Below are 16,927 nucleotides of genomic sequence, written 5' to 3' on the forward strand. Positions count from 1 at the left end.
GGTGAATCTAGATGCGCCTCACGCAGCAATCGAACTGATCGTAGTGGGCTTCGAGCTGGTCGGTGTCGCCGTGATCACAGTGGGCAGCATCTTGGCGTGCAGCCGGTTCATGATCATTCACAAGGCGCTTGAGTACACCGCCCGTTACCGTTCGCTGCGTCAGGAGTTGGGCGGTGCGATCGTATTGGGTCTCGAATTCCTGGTAGCTGGCGACATCATACGAACAGTCGCGATCGAGCCCACGTTGCGAGGTGTGGCGGTACTTGGACTGATCGTCCTCATTCGGACTTTCCTCAGTGTCGCCTTGCAAATCGAGATTGAGGGGAGTTGGCCATGGCAGCGTTGTCGGCCAGAGGAGCCTGACCGTGCACGCCCATCGGATTGAGCGATCGGCTGCCCTCAAGAGCTTTGTCTGTCGACTGTGCTGTCGGGTGGAGAGCAGCCGGCGCTTGGTTGCCGCCCACCTCGGCGTTGCGGGCGCCCCCCGGTGAAGCCGTTGCGTGTCTGTTACGAATCGATCCCGACTGCTTGGTAGCCAGCTTTCGTCAGCGCGGCTTGCAGCACCGCACTCGGTTGCTCGGAGACGACGTCCACCTTCCTACTGGCTGGGTCGGCATGAACCTGTGCAGCAGGATCGGCGGATTGAATGGCTCGTGTGACACCGCGAACGCAGCCGCCGCAGGTCATGTTCTGGATGTGGAACTTCTGCATGGGAACCTCCTATCGGTCTGGTATCTACCAGTATGAACCTTCCTATCGTTGGAAGGTCAACGGTTAGGCGAAAGTTCTGTAAGGGGTGTTGACCTTCCCATCGTTGGAAGCATCACGCTGTAAGACTGATAAATCAGTTCCAAAAAGGTGATGACCATGGACTCTCCACTTGAGACGGTCTGGCTCCCGATCAAGGGGATGAGCTGCGCTTCGTGCGTGGGCCGGGTCGAGAAAGCATTGAAGGCCGTGTCCGGTGTCCAGGACGCGAACGTCAACCTGGCGACCGAGAAGGCCGAAGTGCGGATTGCCGCGCCAGTCGACTACCAGACGCTGGTCGAGGCCACCGAGCGAGCCGGTTATGCGGTTCCCATCGTCAAGACCGAACTCGCCATCGAGGGCATGACCTGCGCCTCTTGCGTCGGACGTGTGGAGCGTGCACTGCACATCGTCCCCGGTGTAATGGCGGCGCGTGTCAACCTGGCGACCGAGCGAGCGGTCGTGGAAGGCGGTGCCGATGCCAGGCTGCTGGTCCGGGCCATCGGTGAGGTCGGATACACCGCTCGGCTGATCGACCGTGCGTCCTCGCGCGAGGTCGATGACATGGCCCGCAAGGATGCCGAACAGGCGGCGCTCAAACGTGCCGTGATCCTGTCCATTGCGCTGACCTTGCCGGTGTTCGCCCTGGAGATGGGCTCGCACCTGATTCCCGGCGTACATCACCTGATCATGCGCACCATCGGCATGCAGTGGAACTGGATCATCCAGTTCGCGCTGACGACGCTGGTGATCCTCGGGCCGGGCCGACGCTTCTACCAGCATGGCTTTCCCGCGCTGTTCCGCCTGGCGCCGGACATGAACTCGCTGGTCGCGGTGGGTACCCTGGCGGCTTACGCCTATTCGTTGGTCGCGACCTTCATGCCCGCGCTGCTGCCTGCGGAAGCGGTCAACGTCTATTACGAGGCGGCTGCCGTCATCGTCACCCTGATCCTCATCGGACGCTTTCTGGAAGCGCGGGCCAAGGGTCGCGCCTCTCAGGCGATCCAGAGGCTGATCGGGTTGCAGGCGCGGACCGCGCGGGTGCGCCGTGATGAGGGTACGGCCGAGATCGCCCTCGGCGAGGTGGCGCCGGGGGATGTCGTCGAAGTGCGGCCGGGTGAACGTGTGCCGGTCGACGGCGAGGTGATCGAGGGCGACAGCTACGTGGATGAGTCCATGATCACCGGCGAGCCGGTGCCGGTGGCGAAGACCGCTGGCAGCGCGGTGGTCGGCGGTACCGTCAACCAGAACGGCGCGCTGGCTTTCCGTGCGACCGCGGTGGGCGAGTCCACGGTGCTCTCCCAGATCATCCGCCTGGTCGAGGAAGCGCAGGGCTCCAAGCTGCCGATCCAGGCGCTGGTCGACAAGGTGACGCTGTGGTTTGTCCCGGCGGTGATCGGTGTGGCGCTGCTGACCTTCCTCGTCTGGCTCGTCTTCGGTCCGGCGCCGGCGCTGACCTTCGCCCTGGTCAATGCGGTTGCCGTGCTGATCATCGCCTGTCCCTGCGCGATGGGGCTCGCCACGCCCACGTCGATCATGGTCGGTACCGGGCGCGGCGCGGAAATGGGCGTGCTGTTTCGCAAGGGTGAAGCCTTGCAGTTGCTCAAGGATGCGAAGGTCGTCGCGCTGGACAAGACCGGCACCCTGACCGAAGGCCGGCCAGTGCTGACCGATCTGGAGGTCGCCGAGGGTTTCGACCGCGCGCAGGTACTGGCGCGGATCGCGGCCGTCGAGGCGAAGTCCGAACACCCCATCGCCCGCGCCATCGTAGAGGCCGCCGTAGCCGAAAGCCTGGTCTTGCCGGAGGTCGGTGCCTTCGCGTCCGAGACTGGCTTCGGGGTCAAGGCCGTGGTAGACGGGGTGGGCATCGAGATCGGCGCCGACCGCTACATGCACAGGCTGGGTCTCGATGCCAGCGCCTTCGCCGAGACCGCGCAGCGGCTGGGCGACGAGGGAAAATCGCCGCTCTACGCCGCGATCGGCGGCAAGCTCGCAGCCATCATCGCCGTCGCCGACCCGATCAAGGACACCACGCCCGAGGCCATCGCCGCGCTGCACGCCCTGGGCCTCAAGGTCGCGATGATCACCGGCGACAACCGGCGCACGGCCGACGCCATCGCCCGTCGTCTCGGCATCGACGAGGTGATCGCCGAGGTGCTGCCGGAGGGCAAGGTCAAGGCGGTGCGCAGGCTCAGGGCCGTCCACGGCCATCTGGTGTTCGTGGGCGACGGCATCAATGACGCGCCTGCCCTGGCCGAGGCTGAGGTAGGCGTGGCCATCGGCACGGGCACCGACATTGCGATCGAGGCGGCCGATGTGGTGCTGATGTCGGGCAGCCTCAAGGGCGTGCCCACCGCCATCGCGCTGTCGAAGGGGACGATCCGCAACATCCGGCAGAATCTGTTCTGGGCGTTTGCCTACAACACGGCGCTGATTCCGGTCGCTGCCGGTGTGCTCTATCCCGGCTATGGCGTCCTGCTCTCGCCGATTTTCGCAGCGGGCGCCATGGCGCTGTCGAGCGTCTTTGTCCTCGGCAACGCGCTCCGGCTGCGACGGTTTCGCGCGCCCATGGCAACAGCGGCGACCGGCCCGCCTGCTTCCCCGAGAGGCGCTGTCGTGCTGGCAAACCTCGGGGCGAAAGGTGCGGAGGCGGAAAGGAGGATGACATGAACATCGGTGAAGCGGCGAAGGCCTCGGGTGTATCGGCCAAGATGATCCGCTACTACGAGCAGACCGGGTTGATTCCGCCGGCCGGGCGCACGGCGGCGGGCTACCGGGACTACGCCATGAAGGATGTGCACGTGCTCCGCTTCATCCGGCGGGCGCGGGATCTGGGATTCTCCGTCGCCGAGATCGATGGCCTGCTGCAGCTCTGGCGGAACCGCCGCCGGCAGAGTGCGGACGTCAAGCGCATCGCGCTCGACCGTATCGAGGATCTGCAGCGGCGGATTGAAGAAATGCAGCAGATGGCGGCGACCCTTGAACAATTGGCAGCGTGCTGTTCGGGAGATGATCGGCCCGATTGTCCCATCCTGGCCGATCTCGAACAGCCGTCTCAGATGGCCAGTGGCGCACCGAAACATTCGCGCGGCGCGGTCGATGGCCGTTCGCCACGTGGGCGCACGCCTCAAAAAAAGCATCACGGAAAGCCTCCCGAAAGTAATCGAAGGCCTGTGGCCTCAAGGCTAACCGAAAATGACGGCGAAATGACGGGAATGTAATGGACGAGTCATCCCGGCGACAGTGACCGTTGCCTATGGTGGGTGCCGTATGCCGTGAGTTCCACAGCTTTGAGTTCTATGGCGATGCGTTGTGTGATTTCTGTTCCAGAAAAGCCCCGGAAGCCGCAGCCACTGCGATTTGCCACATCCGGCGCGCTCTGAAGCGAATTCTTCCCGCCATAGCGACTTCGGGTGCGGCAAGTACTCGATGGCATGTGCCGCAGCGATGCGCCTGCTCTGCCACCGAGGTCAATCCATACTGACCACTGGAGTTTACTCATGTCATCCAGACCTTTCGGCTCGGAAGCCGATGAAAAATTCGCACGATCACGGCGGCAGTTCGTCCAGGGGCTGGCCGCAGGTGGCGCACTCCTTGGCCTGGGGCTGTGGCCCAGGCAGAGCTGGGCGCTGCGCTCTCCGGGCCAGCTCGAAGTGCTGTCGGGCACGCAGTTCGACCTGAGCGTAGGCGAGACGCTGGTCAACTACACGGGCAAGACGCGGCCTGCCATCACCGTCAACGGCTCGGTGCCTGCACCGATCCTGCGCTGGAAGGAAGGCACTCGGGTGCAGCTGCGGGTCCGCAACGACCTGCCCCCAGGCTCGATCCACGGCGACTCCACGTCGATCCACTGGCACGGCATCCTGCTGCCGGCCAACATGGACGGCGTGCCGGGCCTGAGCTTCGACGGGATCAATCGTGGCGAGAGCTACCTGTACGAGTTCGACGTCCGCCAGGCCGGAACCTATTGGTACCACAGCCATTCGGGATTCCAGGAACAGGGCGGGATGTACGGGCCGCTGATCATCGACCCCATCGAGCCGCCTCCGTTCTCCTACGACCGCGACTACGTGGTCTTCCTGTCCGATTGGACCGACATGGATCCGGCCCGCCTGTTCGCCCGGCTGAAGAAGCTGTCGGAGTACGACAACTATTACCAGCGCACGGTGGGAGACTTCTTCCGTGACGTGCGCCGGGACGGCTTGAGCGCGACGCTGAGCGACCGTACGGCATGGGGGCGCATGCGCATGACGCCGACCGACCTGTCCGACGTCAACGCGCACACCTACACGTACCTGATGAACGGCACCACGTCGCTGGGAAACTGGACGGGATTGTTCCGCAGCGGGGAAAAGATCCGCCTGCGCTTCATCAACGGCTCGGCGATGACCTACTTCGACGTCCGCATCCCGGGCCTGAAGATGACGGTGGTCGAGGTCGATGGCCAGTACGTCCATCCGCTGACGGTGGACGAGATCCGCATCGCCACGGCCGAGACCTTCGACGTGATCGTCGAACCTGCCGGGCAGGACGCTTTCACGATCTTCGCCCAGGATTCCGCGCGCACCGGCTACGTTAGCGGCACGCTCGCGGTCCGCGAGGGCTTGCGTGCCCCGGTGCCGGCGGTGGACCCGCGGCCGCTGCTGACCATGGCCGACATGGGGCATGGCGGCCACGGCGCCCATTCAGGGCTGGCAGTTCCCTCGGCTGATCCACATGCCGGGCATGGCGCCGTGCCGGCGCCGGACCCGCACGCCGGCCACGGGGCTCCAGCCGCACAAGGCGCGCACGCCGGGCATGGAAGCGGCGGCATGCAGACGCATCCGGCCAGTGAAACGGGCAATCCCCTGGTGGACATGCAGACCATGACGCCAGAGCCGCGACTGTCCGATCCGGGCATCGGCCTGCGCGGCAACGGTCGCACCGTGGCGACGTACGCCGACCTGAAGAGCCTGTTTGAGGACCCCGACGGCCGCGAGCCGGGGCGCACGGTGGAGCTGCACCTGACCGGCCACATGGAGCGTTTCGCCTGGTCGTTCGACGGGATCAAGTTCGCCGACGCCGCGCCGCTGCGCCTCAACTACGGCGAGCGCATGCGCATCGTGCTGGTGAACGACACCATGATGTCGCATCCGATCCATCTGCATGGCGTGTGGAGCGACCTGGAGGACGAACAGGGCAACTTCCATTTGCGCAAGCACACCGTGGACATGCCGCCGGGCACGAAGCGCAGCTACCGGGTGCGCGCCGATGCACTCGGTCGCTGGGCCTACCACTGCCATCTCTTCTTCCACATGGAGTCTGGAATGTTCCGGGAAGTGAGGATCGAAGAATGATGCGCGCAAGGAAATCGATGCGGTGGATTGCGCTGGCCGCAGCGTTGTCGCTCCCTCCCGTTGCGGCCTCCGCGCAGCATGCCGGGCATGGCCAGCCGGTCACGTCGAGTTCGACGGCGGACCCGCAGGAAGAGCCCGCGACGGCGCCCCAGCCTCCCGATGCCGGAACGGACCACTCGCAGATGGATCATGGACAGCATGATCGCCCGCAGGTCGACCATTCCCAGATGGATCATTCGCAGCATGATCGTCCGCAGGTCGACCACTCGCAGATGGATCATTCCCGGATGGGGACGCTCGACTCGCCACGCGAACCCATCCCCTCCGTCACGGATGCCGATCGCCTGGCGGCATTCCCGCCGCTGAAGGACTACCACAAGCACGGAACCAGCCTGAACTCGTTCTGGCTCATGGATCAGTTGGAAGGGGCGAACACGGATGAAGGCAGGGAGATCGCCTGGGAGGGAATCGGCTGGGTCGGGAGCGACATCAACCGCCTCTGGCTGAGGACCAAGGGGCACGCTCTGGATGAGAGCCTGCAGCGTGCGCGGGTCGAGGTGATGTACGGACGCGCGATCCATCCCTGGTGGGATGTCGTGGTGGGCGTGCGCCGGGATTTCGGTGACTTCGGCGGGGGCGGAACGCCGCGCAACTGGGCCGCGTTCGGCGTCCAGGGGCTGGCGCCCTACAAGTTCGAGGTGTCGGCAACGGGTTACGTCGGAGAAGGCGGCAAGACGGCGGCGATCGTCGAGGCCGAGTACGAAATGCTGTTCACCAACCGGCTGATCGCCAGTTGGGGCGTCGAAGCCAACTGGTTCGGGCAGTCCGATCCGGAAGAGGTCATCGGGTCGGGTTTGAGTACCGTGGAGGCGGGTGTTCGTTTGCGGTACGAGATCACGCGGCAATTTGCGCCCTATATCGGATTCGAACGCGAATGGAGTTTCGGCGAGACGTCGGACCTGCGCGGGCTCAGCAGCCACTCCCGAACCGACAACCGCTGGGTCGTTGGCCTTCGTCTGTGGTTCTGATGAGCTGAATAGGCGGTAGTCCTGACGTTCAATGAGGCATGTGAGCGTTTGGGCCGTGCCCTCCCCCAAGCAACATGGCAGCAATCATGAGTACGATAATTGCGCTTGCGACCGTAAATGCCTTGACCCATCGCGGCGTACCCTGCATCAAGCTGTCATCCGATCCATCCGACCGATGCAAAGACGTGGATTGACAGGGCAACGTCGCGAACGGAATCTGTCATGGGCGTACACTGGTCTCCCAAGGCGAGCCGCTTCCTGGCTACCTCATACAATTCAAAAAGCGGCATCAATCTTCCAACTGCACGATATCCCCACTGTGGGCCACGTAGTCCAGGGCATACGCCAACTCGCCGGTCGTCTCAGCATGCAAATGGAGCAGCGGCTGACCTTTCTCCACAATCGAGCCGAGATTGACCTCCATGCGTACACCCGCAACCTTGGCTTGAGGTGCGCCCGCGAGCTTCGCGAGCTGGGAGAGCTTTCGATTGTTGATGAGCATGACCCGCCCGGCGTGGGGCGCGGTCAGCGGGCGCACGTGCGCCGCCTTTGGCGGTTCACGCATACCTCCCTGGGCTTCACAAATGCGCTGAAATTTCTCCCAAGCGCGACCGTCGGCCAGCGTCGAGAGGGCGAGCCCGTAGCCAGCTCCCTCTGCTGCGATACCGCCAATTTCGAGGGCGGCACCGGCCAGCATCGCGGCGCGCTCGCGCAGATCAGCCGGCGCATCCGGCGTGTTCTGCAACACGGCCAGAATGTCGAGCGCCTCAAGTGAGGGGCCGATACCTCGGCCGACGGGCTGCAAACCGTTGGTGCGGATGCAGGTCGCCCGCAGCCCAAAATGTTGGGCCACAGAGATCAACCGATCGCCGAGCTGGCGCGCAGCGTCTTCGGTCCGAACCTTCGCGGTCGGCCCTACAGGAATGTCGAGTACCACGTGGGTCGAACCGGCGGCGATTTTCTTGGACAGCACCGAGGCGATGAGCTGGCCTTCGGTATCGACGTTGAGTTCACGTTCAACCCGCACGAAAATGTCGTCAGCCGGGCTGAGGTGTACGGCACCGCCCCAGGCGATGCAACCTCCCTCGGCTTCAACGACTCGCCGCAGCGCGGTGAGGCCGAGATCGACAGGGGCCAGCGTCTCCATGGTGTCGGCGGTGCCGGCCGGTGAGGTAATGGCGCGCGAGGATGTTTTCGGCATCACGAGCCCGTTGGCCGTGACGATAGCGACGACGATGGGCGTCGTGCGGTTCCCCGGCAGCCCGCCGATGCAGTGCTTGTCAACGACCACCGGCGTGTCCCAGGTCAGCCGGTCGCCCACGTCGATCATCGCGCGGGTGAGGCCGATGGTTTCTTGGTCGTCGAGCGGTAGGGATGCGCCGGCAGTCAGGAAGGCAGAGAGGTGAACGTCCGTATAGCGCCCGGCGACGATATCTCGGACGATGCCGCTGAGCGCCACCGCGTCGAGTCGGTGGCCGTAGATGCGCCGCCGCACGCTCGTCAAAGACTCAAGCGCGGGCGCGTGGCTGACAGTGATGACATCGCCTTCCGCAACGCCCAGGCGTGTCCAGGCGGCCTCGGAGAGTGCGGCCTCGCCCGGTGCGATCAGTTCGCCCTCTGCCTGGAAGAGCATCGCCTGCACTTGGCGACCGCCTGCGGAGAGAAGCACCTGTGAACGGGAAGAGAGCCCTTCCGCCCGGCAGACGTGACAGTCGGTGCGCATGATGGCGATCGCCTGATGCTGCGCGTGAAGGCCCAGGCGCTTCGCACGCAATGTCGGCGGCGCGGAGATGTCGGCGATGAAGGCGGTGTGATTCGTCATAGCTCGAATACCTGGTCCAGCCTCGGAACGGCGGCAGGCCATCCCGATTCCTTGCCGATTCGGATACGCAACGCCTCGGCTGCGAGCGGTTCACCATGAACAATGAACACACGGGATGGGGCATGGCGGAATCCCGAGAGCCAGCGCATCAGCTCGTTGGCGTCTGCGTGCGCCGACAGCGCCGGCAGGTTGGCGACTTCCGCGCGAACCGGCACCCATTGCCCGTGGATCTTCACCTCGCTTGCACCTTGCAGCATCGCCTGGCCGCGCGTGCCGGCGGCCTGAAACCCAGCAAACAGGATGGTGTTCTCATGATTCGGCGCGAAGGCTTTCAGGTGATGGAGCACGCGGCCGCCGGTTGCCATGCCGCTGGCTGAGATCACCACCTTGGGAAAGCGGCTGGCGGTGATCTGCTTAGACTCCTCGACCTCGCGGGTGTAGGTGGCGATTCCACAGGCGGTCTGGCAAATGTCGGAAGGTAGGCGGTGGTCGTTCAAGTGTGCGCAAAGCAGTTCGCTCGCGTTGATCGCCATTGGGCTATCGAGGTAGATGGGCACCGAAGCGAGTCGTCCGGCCTGACGAAGTTGCCACAGGTGATAGAGCAGGAGCTGCGCGCGGCCAACCGCGAATGCAGGAATGACGACTGTGCCACCCTGGCTTACTGTCTTCTCGATCAGCGCGCCGAGCGCATCCGTGGGATCGTCCGGCGCGTGCGTGCGGTTGCCGTAGGTGGATTCGATGACGATATAGTCCGCTTCGGGCACGGGTTGGGGATCGAACATCATCGGATCGTCGTAGCGACCCAGATCCCCCGAGAAAACGATGCGCTTGCCGCCCCATTCGATGTCGGCCGTGGCGGCACCCAGGATGTGCCCGGCATAGCGGAAGGTCAGGGTGGCATTGCCCGGAAGCTGCACTGATTTGCCGAAGGGGGCGGTGGAGAACTGCTTGAGCGAGCGCTCGGCATCGTTCAGCGTGTACAGCGGCAACGCCGGCTTGTGTTTGGAGAAACCCTTCCGGTTCGCGTACTCGGCCTCCTTCTCCTGTAGGTAGCCGCTGTCCTTGAGGATCAACTCGGCGACGTCGCGCGTTGCCGACGTCGCGTATATCTTCCCGCGGAAGCCGTCGCGCACGAGCTTCGGCAGGTAGCCGGAATGATCGAGATGCGCGTGAGTCAGTACCACGGCATCGATGTCTTTGGGCTTGATCGGTAGTCGTGCCCAGTTCAGTTCGCGCAGGTTCTTCAGGCCCTGGAACAAGCCGCAGTCGATGAGGATGCGTCTGTCGCCGTTGGTGAGGAGGTGTTTCGAGCCGGTGACGGTACTGGTACCGCCGAGAGAAGTGAGCGTCAGCATGGCGGCCTTCCAAGGGTGAGCACGGCGATGGCGCCCGGATGGCCGCGGCCGTCCACGGCGTCCCGTTCAGCGGGAACGAGGAGGTCGTCTCTGTTCCAGCCGGTGAGAGGAACGGCGGCATCGATCAGATGCGCCCAGGAGCAGCGGTTGGCAAACAGCATACCGGACACTTCCAGTGTGCCGCCCCGGCTGATGTAGCCGCGCGCGGCTGTTGTGCGCGGACCGGAATCCAGTCGCCGGAGCAGGCCGAGCATGGGCTCGGGTCTGGTATGAGAGACGATCAGGCGCGGCGCGCCCGGAGGGAATAGAGCAGCCAGCTCATCATCGCTTGCCGTGAAGGCTGCCTCGATCGAATCGCGGGGAATGCGGAAGCGGCCGGGCTCGGACATGGCGGTGACGAGAACACGGCGACCTCGGGTTCTGAGGCGATGGGCGGCCTTCAGCGCCTCTTCGAGCTGATAGGCGCCGATGGCGACGATCTGAAGCTCCGTGCCCTCGGATTCCCCGTCGACATGTGCCGCGCCATCGTTGGCGAAACGGTTGGCCGCCTCAGCATCGAAGCGGTGCGGCATGTCACGCTTGGAAACGATCAGGCACGCCACTTGGCCGCGCCCCTGATAGACGCAGCGCAGAGTGGCCATGGCGCTGTTCGCATCGACCGGGAAGAGCACTCGCGCGGTATCGGACATCTCGCCCAGCAGCGCCTCGCCGATGGTCGGGTCTTGATGTGACTGCTCGTTCTTCGAGTTCTCCCAGGTATGGGACGTGACAAGCAGCGGTACCGAGATCCAGCGCGGCTCCTGCCCGGTTTCGCGCTGCCTCCGGGAAAAGACGATCTCCTGACGCAAGCCACCGAGCATCTTCATGGCGAAGGCCTCGTAGCTGACGATCAGGTTGATCCCGCTTTTGTTGGCCAGCGCCGCACCCGCCACAGCCTCTTCATTGAGCGCGGTGATGACCGCACCGTCGACGGCATCGGCGACGCCAGGCTCGGAAGTGTTCACACGATGGCGCAGCCTGTCGAGGGTGGCGCCCATATGGTTGGAGCGCAGCTCGTCTGGATTGCCGACACGCGGGCGAAGACCGGGGTTGGCGTTCACGAGGCGGATGAACCAGTGATCGAGCGCACGCATGGCGCAACCGGGCGGATCGCTGGCAGCCGTCCATTCCGGCTCGGGCAGGCACGGCACGGGTGGGTTGCGCAGCGCGAGCGGATGCCGGCTTTCGGGCTCGCGGCCCTGCCGGTCATGGACGGCGATGGCGGTGACCGCGCGCTCGATCTCTGCGGGCGGAACGAACAGCACATGTGCCGCCTCGTTGAAGGCATTGCGAGCGGGCTCATCGCTTGCCGGGCTCCCGCCAAGAGGAAGATTGTGAGCAGCGTTGGTGTCGGCGCCAGGAAAGCCGAAGCCCTTGACCGTCTCGGCGATGACATAGGGAATGGGTGCGGGATAGGTTCGGTCGGGGTCGATGGCAAAGCCCTCAAGCCGGATTTCAGCGTCGATGATGGCGCAGGCGATGGCGGCGGGATCGCGGCCGTCGATGATGAAGGGATCGAAGCCGTTGAGCCTGAGATGTTCGGCCAGCCAGTCGGCGCCGCCCTGCTGCGCGATCTGTACGCGCTCCTCGATGCGGCGACCGTTGAGAATCATGACAGGAACGACAAGGCCGGAATCCTCGGCACGCCACCAGCGCGGCGTCCAGTCTGATCCGCGTTGCTCCTCGAAGGCGCCATCGCTCAGGAACGCGACAAGGCATTCGCCCGGCAGTGGCGCATGGACATACTGAACCTCTGCGAAGCCGAGATAGCCGCCTTCCGAGATTGCACCGGCCGTGTTCGGTCCGGCGTGGCTGCCGAGCGGCACGGCTGCGTTGCCCTCGGCGTCGATGGCGTAGGAATAGAAGTCGGCCGCAAGCTGCGAGAGACCTTTCTCGCTGCGGTCGTAGCGACCCTTTTGGGCGGTCGACACGTCTCCGGTGAGCGCGTTGACCGCCTCGATCGCGGCGACACAGTGGCCTTGCCCCATCAGCCACGAACGGGTTTTCGCAGTGATCGCGTTGGCGGCGAGATAGCCAACGAAAGCGGGCACCATGTTGAGTGATCCGCCGGTATGGCCTTCGGGCGTCGGTTTGAACGCATCGGCCGGGAGTGGCGCGCCGGAAAGATCGACACGGCGGGCATAGGTCATATGGACGACCGTCCACATCGCGGCAGAGGTCAAGCGGTCGGCGGCAGCGAGGATGCGGTAAAGGGCTCCCGGATCGATGCGGCCGGACGTGGCCAGGGCAGCGACGCGCTCTATCGTTTCTTCGTTGTGTGTGATCGGGCCGTAGCCCTTGCGCCAGGTCTCGAATGCTCCCGTTGTCATCTCGTTCATGCCGTCGCCGCCTCCAGTCAATTGTTCTTGTTCGTCAGTCAACGACCGGCCGTCTATGACGGCGGATCGCTGGCCCGAAACGAAATCGACACCCGCGCACCTCACCCAGTATCGGGCGGCGGCTCCGGCGGGCGCCGGTGACGGACAACGTTTTCACTGCCTATTCCACTCAGCGCCATTGCTCTTGCGATCAGCGGCGCCAGTCCGATGGCGTTGCTCTCATGTTGTACGGCATCGGTCGAGACGATTCGCCCGCACAGGGGCACGAGGCGTTGATAGGCATCCTCGGCAAAGATGCCGTGCACCACGGCAACAAACGGCCGTGCAAAGCCCTGCTGCGGCAACTGCCGGGCCGCTTCGATCAGCGTCCGGCCGGATGAGGCGATGTCGTCGGTCAGCACCGGCTGGCGGCCGTGCCACGCGGACAGGTCGGACAATTTGACCTCGACGTTGCGGTCGCCGTGGCGAATTTTGCGCAGCACCGCATGTGGCGCGCCGATGCGCTCGGCAATGGCAGCCACCCATTGCTCGCTTTCCTCATCCGGGCCGACCAAGAGCGGGTTTTCGACTTCCGCCGCGACCCAATCTGCCAACAGCGGCGCCGCATGCAGCGTGTCGGTCGGAATGGTGTAGAGCGCGGACAATGCCGGATAGCGATGCAGATGTGGGTCGACCGTGACCAGTCGATCGAAGCTCGACGACACAAGCCGGGCAAAACTCTTGGAGGTCACGGCTTCGCCTGCCTGGAAACGACGATCCTGTCGCATATAGGCCAGATACGGAGCGGCCAGAATCACTTCGCGCGCCCCCAATTCGCGGGCGGCATCGGCTGCGAAGATGAGCCGCAGAAAGCACGCATCCGGACGCGCCAACGTGCAGACGAGGATCACCGACTTGTCCGCCACTTCGGACAGGATGCGGATATAACTTTCGCCGTCAGGGAATTGCCGGGTCTCGATGGCGCCCAACTCCCAGCCGCCCGCATCCGCCAGTTGGCGGGCCAATATCTCGTTGCCTGGCAGAGGCAGAATCAGCCGATCGCGCTGGCCGACTTGTTGGCTGGCATCGCTCATGCGTGCCGCCTGTAGAACCGCAGGAACTGGGCATTGATCGCGACGATCACCGTGCTGGCCGACATGAAGACGGCGGCGACGGCGGGGGTCATCATGAAACCAGTGCCGAAGGTGATGCCGGCGGCCATCGGGATGGCGACGGCGTTGTAGCCCGTCGCCCAGATAAGGTTCTGCACCATCTTGCGATAGGTGGCGCGCGACAGGCCAAGAATCGCGCCCACGTCACGGGGGTCGCTGCGCACCAGCACCACATCGGCGGACTCCACGGCCACATCGGTGCCCGCGCCGATCGCCACGCCCAGGTCAGCCTGCACCAGCGCCGGCGCATCGTTCACGCCGTCGCCGACCATGGCGACCGACTGCCCACGCTCCTGGAGTTCCTTGATCTTCTCCGACTTCTGGTCGGGCAGCACTTCGGCGAAGTATTCGGTGATGCCCAACTCCTTGGAGACCGACTCGGCGACACCGCGCGCATCGCCGGTCAGCATCACCGAGCGGATGCCCAACCGGGTCAGTTCGGCGATGGCCTCCTTCGACTCGGGCCGCACGATGTCGGCCAGCGCGAACAGCGCACGGGGCTGGCCATCGCGCTCCAGTACCACCACGGTCTTACCGGCCGCTTCGAGTTGCGCGAGCTTCTCGTGGGTGATTGGCTTGCCCTGGCGTGTCAGGTGACCGGGGCTGACGATGCGTACATCCTGCCCATGGACTTTCGCGACGATACCCTCGCCGGTGATGTTGCTGACGTCGCTGGCTTTGGGAATGGCGATGCTGCGGCTCTTGGCCTCGGCGACGATGCCGTGAGCGATCGGATGTTCGGACTGGCTCTCGGCCGCGGCGGCGAAGGCCAGTTCCTGATTCTCGTCGCCGTCGCCGAGCAGCACGATGTCGCTGACGCCGAAGCGGCCTTCGGTTAGGGTGCCGGTCTTGTCGAACACCACCGCATCGAGATGGCGCGCCCGCTCGAAAGCGGCGCGGTCGCGGATCAGCAGGCCGTTGCCGGCGCTGAGCGAGGTACTCACGGCCACGACCAGCGGTACAGCCAGGCCCAGCGCATGCGGGCAGGCCACCACCATCACCGTGACCATGCGCTCTATGGCGAAGTTGAGCGGCTGATCGAGCATCAGCCACCAGACGAACAGCGTGCCGAAGCCGACCGTGAGCGCGATATAGGTCAGCCAGGCGGCGGCCCGGTTGGCGACATCCTGCGTGCGCGAACGAGTCGCCTGCGCTTTCTTCACCAGCTCGATGACTTGAGAAAGGTAGGTGTCCTCGCCGGTGGCTGTGACCTGAATGGTGACGGCATTGGCACCGTTGATCGCACCGCCGATCGCAGTGGCGCCGATACCCTTGGTGACGGGCCGGGACTCACCCGTGAGCATCGCTTCGTTGAACCCCGACGACCCTTCGATGATCTCGCCGTCCACGGGCACCTTGGCGCCGGGGCGCACGAGCACGCGGTCACCGTGGGTGAGTGTGGCGATCGGTACTTCGTGCGTGCTGCCGTCGGCGTCGATCCGAGTCGCGCTGTCGGGCAGCAGCTTGACCAGCTCCTCCAGTGCACGCGAGGCACCCATGACCGAGCGCATCTCGACCCAATGGCCGAGCAGCATGATGGCGATCAGCGTCACCAACTCCCAATAGAACTCCTCGCCGGGGAAGCCGAAGGTGACGGCGGCCGAAAAGAAATAGGCCGCCGAGATCGCCAAAGCGATCAGCGTCATCATGCCGGGCTGGCCCTTGCGCAGCTCGGAAGTGAAACCCGTCAGGAAGGGCCAGCCGCCGTAGACGTAAGCGACCGACGACAACACGAACAGGACATAGCGGTCGCCCGGAAACGCCAGCGCGTCGCCGATGCCGAGCAGGTGCTGGATCATCGGTGACAGCAGCAGGATCGGCGGCGTCAGCAGCAGCGTGATCCAGAAGCGGCGGCGGAAATCGGCGACCATGGCGGCATGGTCGTGGCCGCCGTGCCCGGCATGCGCCGCGTGTGTGGAGCCGGCCGCGGCGATGGTGCCGCCGCCGTGGGCGGCGTGATGCCCATGTTCGCCGTGGCCATGGCGGTGCTGTGCATGCGGGTCGTTCGTTGCCATGGGATTAGGCCTCTTTTCTTTCTTTGAACAGCCTGCCAAGCCGGGGCAGGAATGCCGGAACTTCTTGCGCATAGCGGCGATACACGTCGCCAAACGCCGTTTCCACGTCGCGTTCTTCCCGCTTGGCGAGACGCCAGTACATGACGAGCAGCACCGGCAGCATCAGGCCGGTGACCAGCGTCGGCCATTGAAAGAAGAAGCCGATCATGATGAGCGCGAATCCCAGGTACTGCGGATGCCGCACCTGGGCGTAAGGCCCTGTTGTCGCCAGCGAGCCGGCGCGTTGGGCCTCATGGAGTATCCGCCAGCCGTTGGCAATGAGAAGAAATCCACCGCCGATCAGCACATAGCTCAGTATGTGGAAGGGGCTCCAGTGCGGGTCCATCGTCCAGCCAAACAGCGCGGGCCACAGGTGGCCTGCATCGTGGGATAGCGGGTCGAGTTCCGGGAACCGGCTGCCTATCCAGCCCGCCAGCAGATAGAGAGTCAGCGGGAAGCCGTACATTTCCACGAACAGGGCGACGATGAAGGCGGAGAACGCCCCCAGTGAGCGCCAATCCTGGGCCGTCTTGGGCTTGAAGAAACTGAAGGCAAACAGGATGAAGATGCCCGCGTTCACGAGGGCCAGAAACCACAGGCCGTAGGCTGGGACGTCACCGTGCATCGCGATCGTTCCGATGGTCGTGGCTGCTGTGGTTGCCATGCCCACCATGATTCCGGTGCAGGAAGAAGTGCATGCCGATGCAGATCAGCAGGGGCAGAAAGAACGGCCACGCCCCGAGGATATGAATCCGGTGTTCAAGCCAGAGAAATAACCCGGCGATAAAGAGGAATACGCATAGGACAAAGCCTGCGGGGCTGCGCCAGAAGCCGCGCTTTTGATCGGGTGGGCTGCTCATAGAAAAGCTCCATAGTCGTGGCGTCTGGAAGGAGATTTCACGCCAGTTTCGATGCTTATCCTATGGAGCTGTCACTGTCATTCTGGTGACATGATAATTACATTTTTGTAATCTATACGTCATCATCCTGGCAGGTCCGGCCAGGTAGATTGCTGGTTGAAGCCACCTGCCCCGATTCGCCTGTCATGAGTGGCCG

At 64.3% G+C, this 16,927-nt stretch carries 13 protein-coding genes; 5 read left to right on the top strand and 8 right to left on the bottom strand.

What is annotated here, in order from left to right; translation table 11 throughout:
- The first annotated feature begins 109 nt into the window (after positions 1-109).
- Positions 110-385, top strand: a complete 276-nt coding sequence (locus H7A13_08665) for a DUF1622 domain-containing protein (GenBank protein ID MCP5333415.1) — start codon at positions 110-112, stop codon at positions 383-385.
- Positions 386-507: 122 nt separating this feature from the next.
- Here H7A13_08665 and H7A13_08670 read toward each other — a convergent pair whose 3' ends face one another.
- Complete coding sequence (locus H7A13_08670) at positions 508-711, bottom strand: heavy-metal-associated domain-containing protein (GenBank protein ID MCP5333416.1); 204 nt, start codon at positions 709-711, stop codon at positions 508-510.
- Positions 712-867: 156 nt separating this feature from the next.
- Between H7A13_08670 and H7A13_08675 the strand changes: the two genes are divergently transcribed.
- The 4 genes from H7A13_08675 to H7A13_08690 all read left to right on the top strand — a co-directional run bounded on the left by H7A13_08675 (position 868) and on the right by H7A13_08690 (position 7,111).
- On the top strand, positions 868-3,417 hold the full coding sequence (locus H7A13_08675) for a copper-translocating P-type ATPase (protein MCP5333417.1): 2,550 nt from the start codon (positions 868-870) through the stop codon (positions 3,415-3,417).
- Positions 3,414-3,968, top strand: a complete 555-nt coding sequence (cueR, locus tag H7A13_08680) for a Cu(I)-responsive transcriptional regulator (GenBank protein ID MCP5333418.1) — start codon at positions 3,414-3,416, stop codon at positions 3,966-3,968. The genes H7A13_08675 and cueR overlap by 4 nt, the downstream gene beginning before the upstream one ends.
- A 279-nt stretch (positions 3,969-4,247) precedes the next feature.
- A complete protein-coding gene (locus tag H7A13_08685) occupies positions 4,248-6,083 on the top strand; it encodes a copper resistance system multicopper oxidase (protein MCP5333419.1) in 1,836 nt (611 codons plus the stop codon).
- A 17-nt stretch (positions 6,084-6,100) separates the two neighbouring features.
- Positions 6,101-7,111 (top strand): copper resistance protein B, encoded by a 1,011-nt coding sequence (locus H7A13_08690; protein ID MCP5333420.1) that lies wholly within the window; start codon positions 6,101-6,103, stop codon positions 7,109-7,111.
- A gap of 289 nt (positions 7,112-7,400) precedes the next feature.
- On the opposite strand, the gene H7A13_08695 is transcribed toward H7A13_08690, so the two are convergent.
- From H7A13_08695 to H7A13_08725, 7 genes are all read right to left on the bottom strand, one after another.
- The gene (locus H7A13_08695) at positions 7,401-8,933 is read right to left on the bottom strand and encodes a thymidine phosphorylase family protein (GenBank protein ID MCP5333421.1); all 1,533 of its coding nucleotides are present in this window, start codon (positions 8,931-8,933) and stop codon (positions 7,401-7,403) included.
- Positions 8,930-10,288, bottom strand: a complete 1,359-nt coding sequence (locus H7A13_08700; protein MCP5333422.1) for an MBL fold metallo-hydrolase — start codon at positions 10,286-10,288, stop codon at positions 8,930-8,932. Before H7A13_08700 ends, H7A13_08695 begins: the two co-directional genes overlap by 4 nt.
- The gene (locus tag H7A13_08705; GenBank protein MCP5333423.1) at positions 10,282-12,666 is read right to left on the bottom strand and encodes a xylulose 5-phosphate 3-epimerase; all 2,385 of its coding nucleotides are present in this window, start codon (positions 12,664-12,666) and stop codon (positions 10,282-10,284) included. Before H7A13_08705 ends, H7A13_08700 begins: the two co-directional genes overlap by 7 nt.
- Before the next feature lie 101 nt (positions 12,667-12,767).
- On the bottom strand, positions 12,768-13,739 hold the full coding sequence (locus H7A13_08710) for a ribose-phosphate pyrophosphokinase (protein ID MCP5333424.1): 972 nt from the start codon (positions 13,737-13,739) through the stop codon (positions 12,768-12,770).
- Positions 13,736-15,832, bottom strand: coding sequence for a heavy metal translocating P-type ATPase (locus H7A13_08715; GenBank protein MCP5333425.1), 2,097 nt, complete (start codon positions 15,830-15,832; stop codon positions 13,736-13,738). Before H7A13_08715 ends, H7A13_08710 begins: the two co-directional genes overlap by 4 nt.
- 4 nt (positions 15,833-15,836) lie before the next feature.
- On the bottom strand, positions 15,837-16,496 hold the full coding sequence (locus tag H7A13_08720) for an isoprenylcysteine carboxylmethyltransferase family protein (GenBank protein MCP5333426.1): 660 nt from the start codon (positions 16,494-16,496) through the stop codon (positions 15,837-15,839).
- Positions 16,486-16,731 carry a DUF2933 domain-containing protein gene (locus H7A13_08725; protein ID MCP5333427.1) on the bottom strand — a complete coding sequence of 82 codons (246 nt, stop codon included), beginning with the start codon at positions 16,729-16,731 and terminating at the stop codon, positions 16,486-16,488. Before H7A13_08725 ends, H7A13_08720 begins: the two co-directional genes overlap by 11 nt.
- Between the last annotated feature and the right edge of the window lie 196 nt (positions 16,732-16,927).

The organism is Pseudomonadales bacterium (assembly GCA_024234215.1).
Taxonomy (GTDB): Bacteria; Pseudomonadota; Gammaproteobacteria; order Pseudomonadales; family UBA5862; genus JACKOQ01.

Bases quoted from the DNA above. Each gene is read 5' to 3' on its own strand.
- H7A13_08665 (MCP5333415.1), top strand. From the start codon at position 110: ATGATCATTCACAAGGCGCTTGAGTACACCGCCCGTTACCGTTCGCTG.
- H7A13_08670 (MCP5333416.1), bottom strand. From the start codon at position 711: ATGCAGAAGTTCCACATCCAGAACATGACCTGCGGCGGCTGCGTTCGC.
- H7A13_08675 (MCP5333417.1), top strand. From the start codon at position 868: ATGGACTCTCCACTTGAGACGGTCTGGCTCCCGATCAAGGGGATGAGC.
- cueR (MCP5333418.1), top strand. From the start codon at position 3,414: ATGAACATCGGTGAAGCGGCGAAGGCCTCGGGTGTATCGGCCAAGATG.
- H7A13_08685 (MCP5333419.1), top strand. From the start codon at position 4,248: ATGTCATCCAGACCTTTCGGCTCGGAAGCCGATGAAAAATTCGCACGA.
- H7A13_08690 (MCP5333420.1), top strand. From the start codon at position 6,101: ATGCGGTGGATTGCGCTGGCCGCAGCGTTGTCGCTCCCTCCCGTTGCG.
- H7A13_08695 (MCP5333421.1), bottom strand. From the start codon at position 8,933: ATGACGAATCACACCGCCTTCATCGCCGACATCTCCGCGCCGCCGACA.
- H7A13_08700 (MCP5333422.1), bottom strand. From the start codon at position 10,288: ATGCTGACGCTCACTTCTCTCGGCGGTACCAGTACCGTCACCGGCTCG.
- H7A13_08705 (MCP5333423.1), bottom strand. From the start codon at position 12,666: ATGAACGAGATGACAACGGGAGCATTCGAGACCTGGCGCAAGGGCTAC.
- H7A13_08710 (MCP5333424.1), bottom strand. From the start codon at position 13,739: ATGAGCGATGCCAGCCAACAAGTCGGCCAGCGCGATCGGCTGATTCTG.
- H7A13_08715 (MCP5333425.1), bottom strand. From the start codon at position 15,832: ATGGCAACGAACGACCCGCATGCACAGCACCGCCATGGCCACGGCGAA.
- H7A13_08720 (MCP5333426.1), bottom strand. From the start codon at position 16,496: ATGCACGGTGACGTCCCAGCCTACGGCCTGTGGTTTCTGGCCCTCGTG.
- H7A13_08725 (MCP5333427.1), bottom strand. From the start codon at position 16,731: ATGAGCAGCCCACCCGATCAAAAGCGCGGCTTCTGGCGCAGCCCCGCA.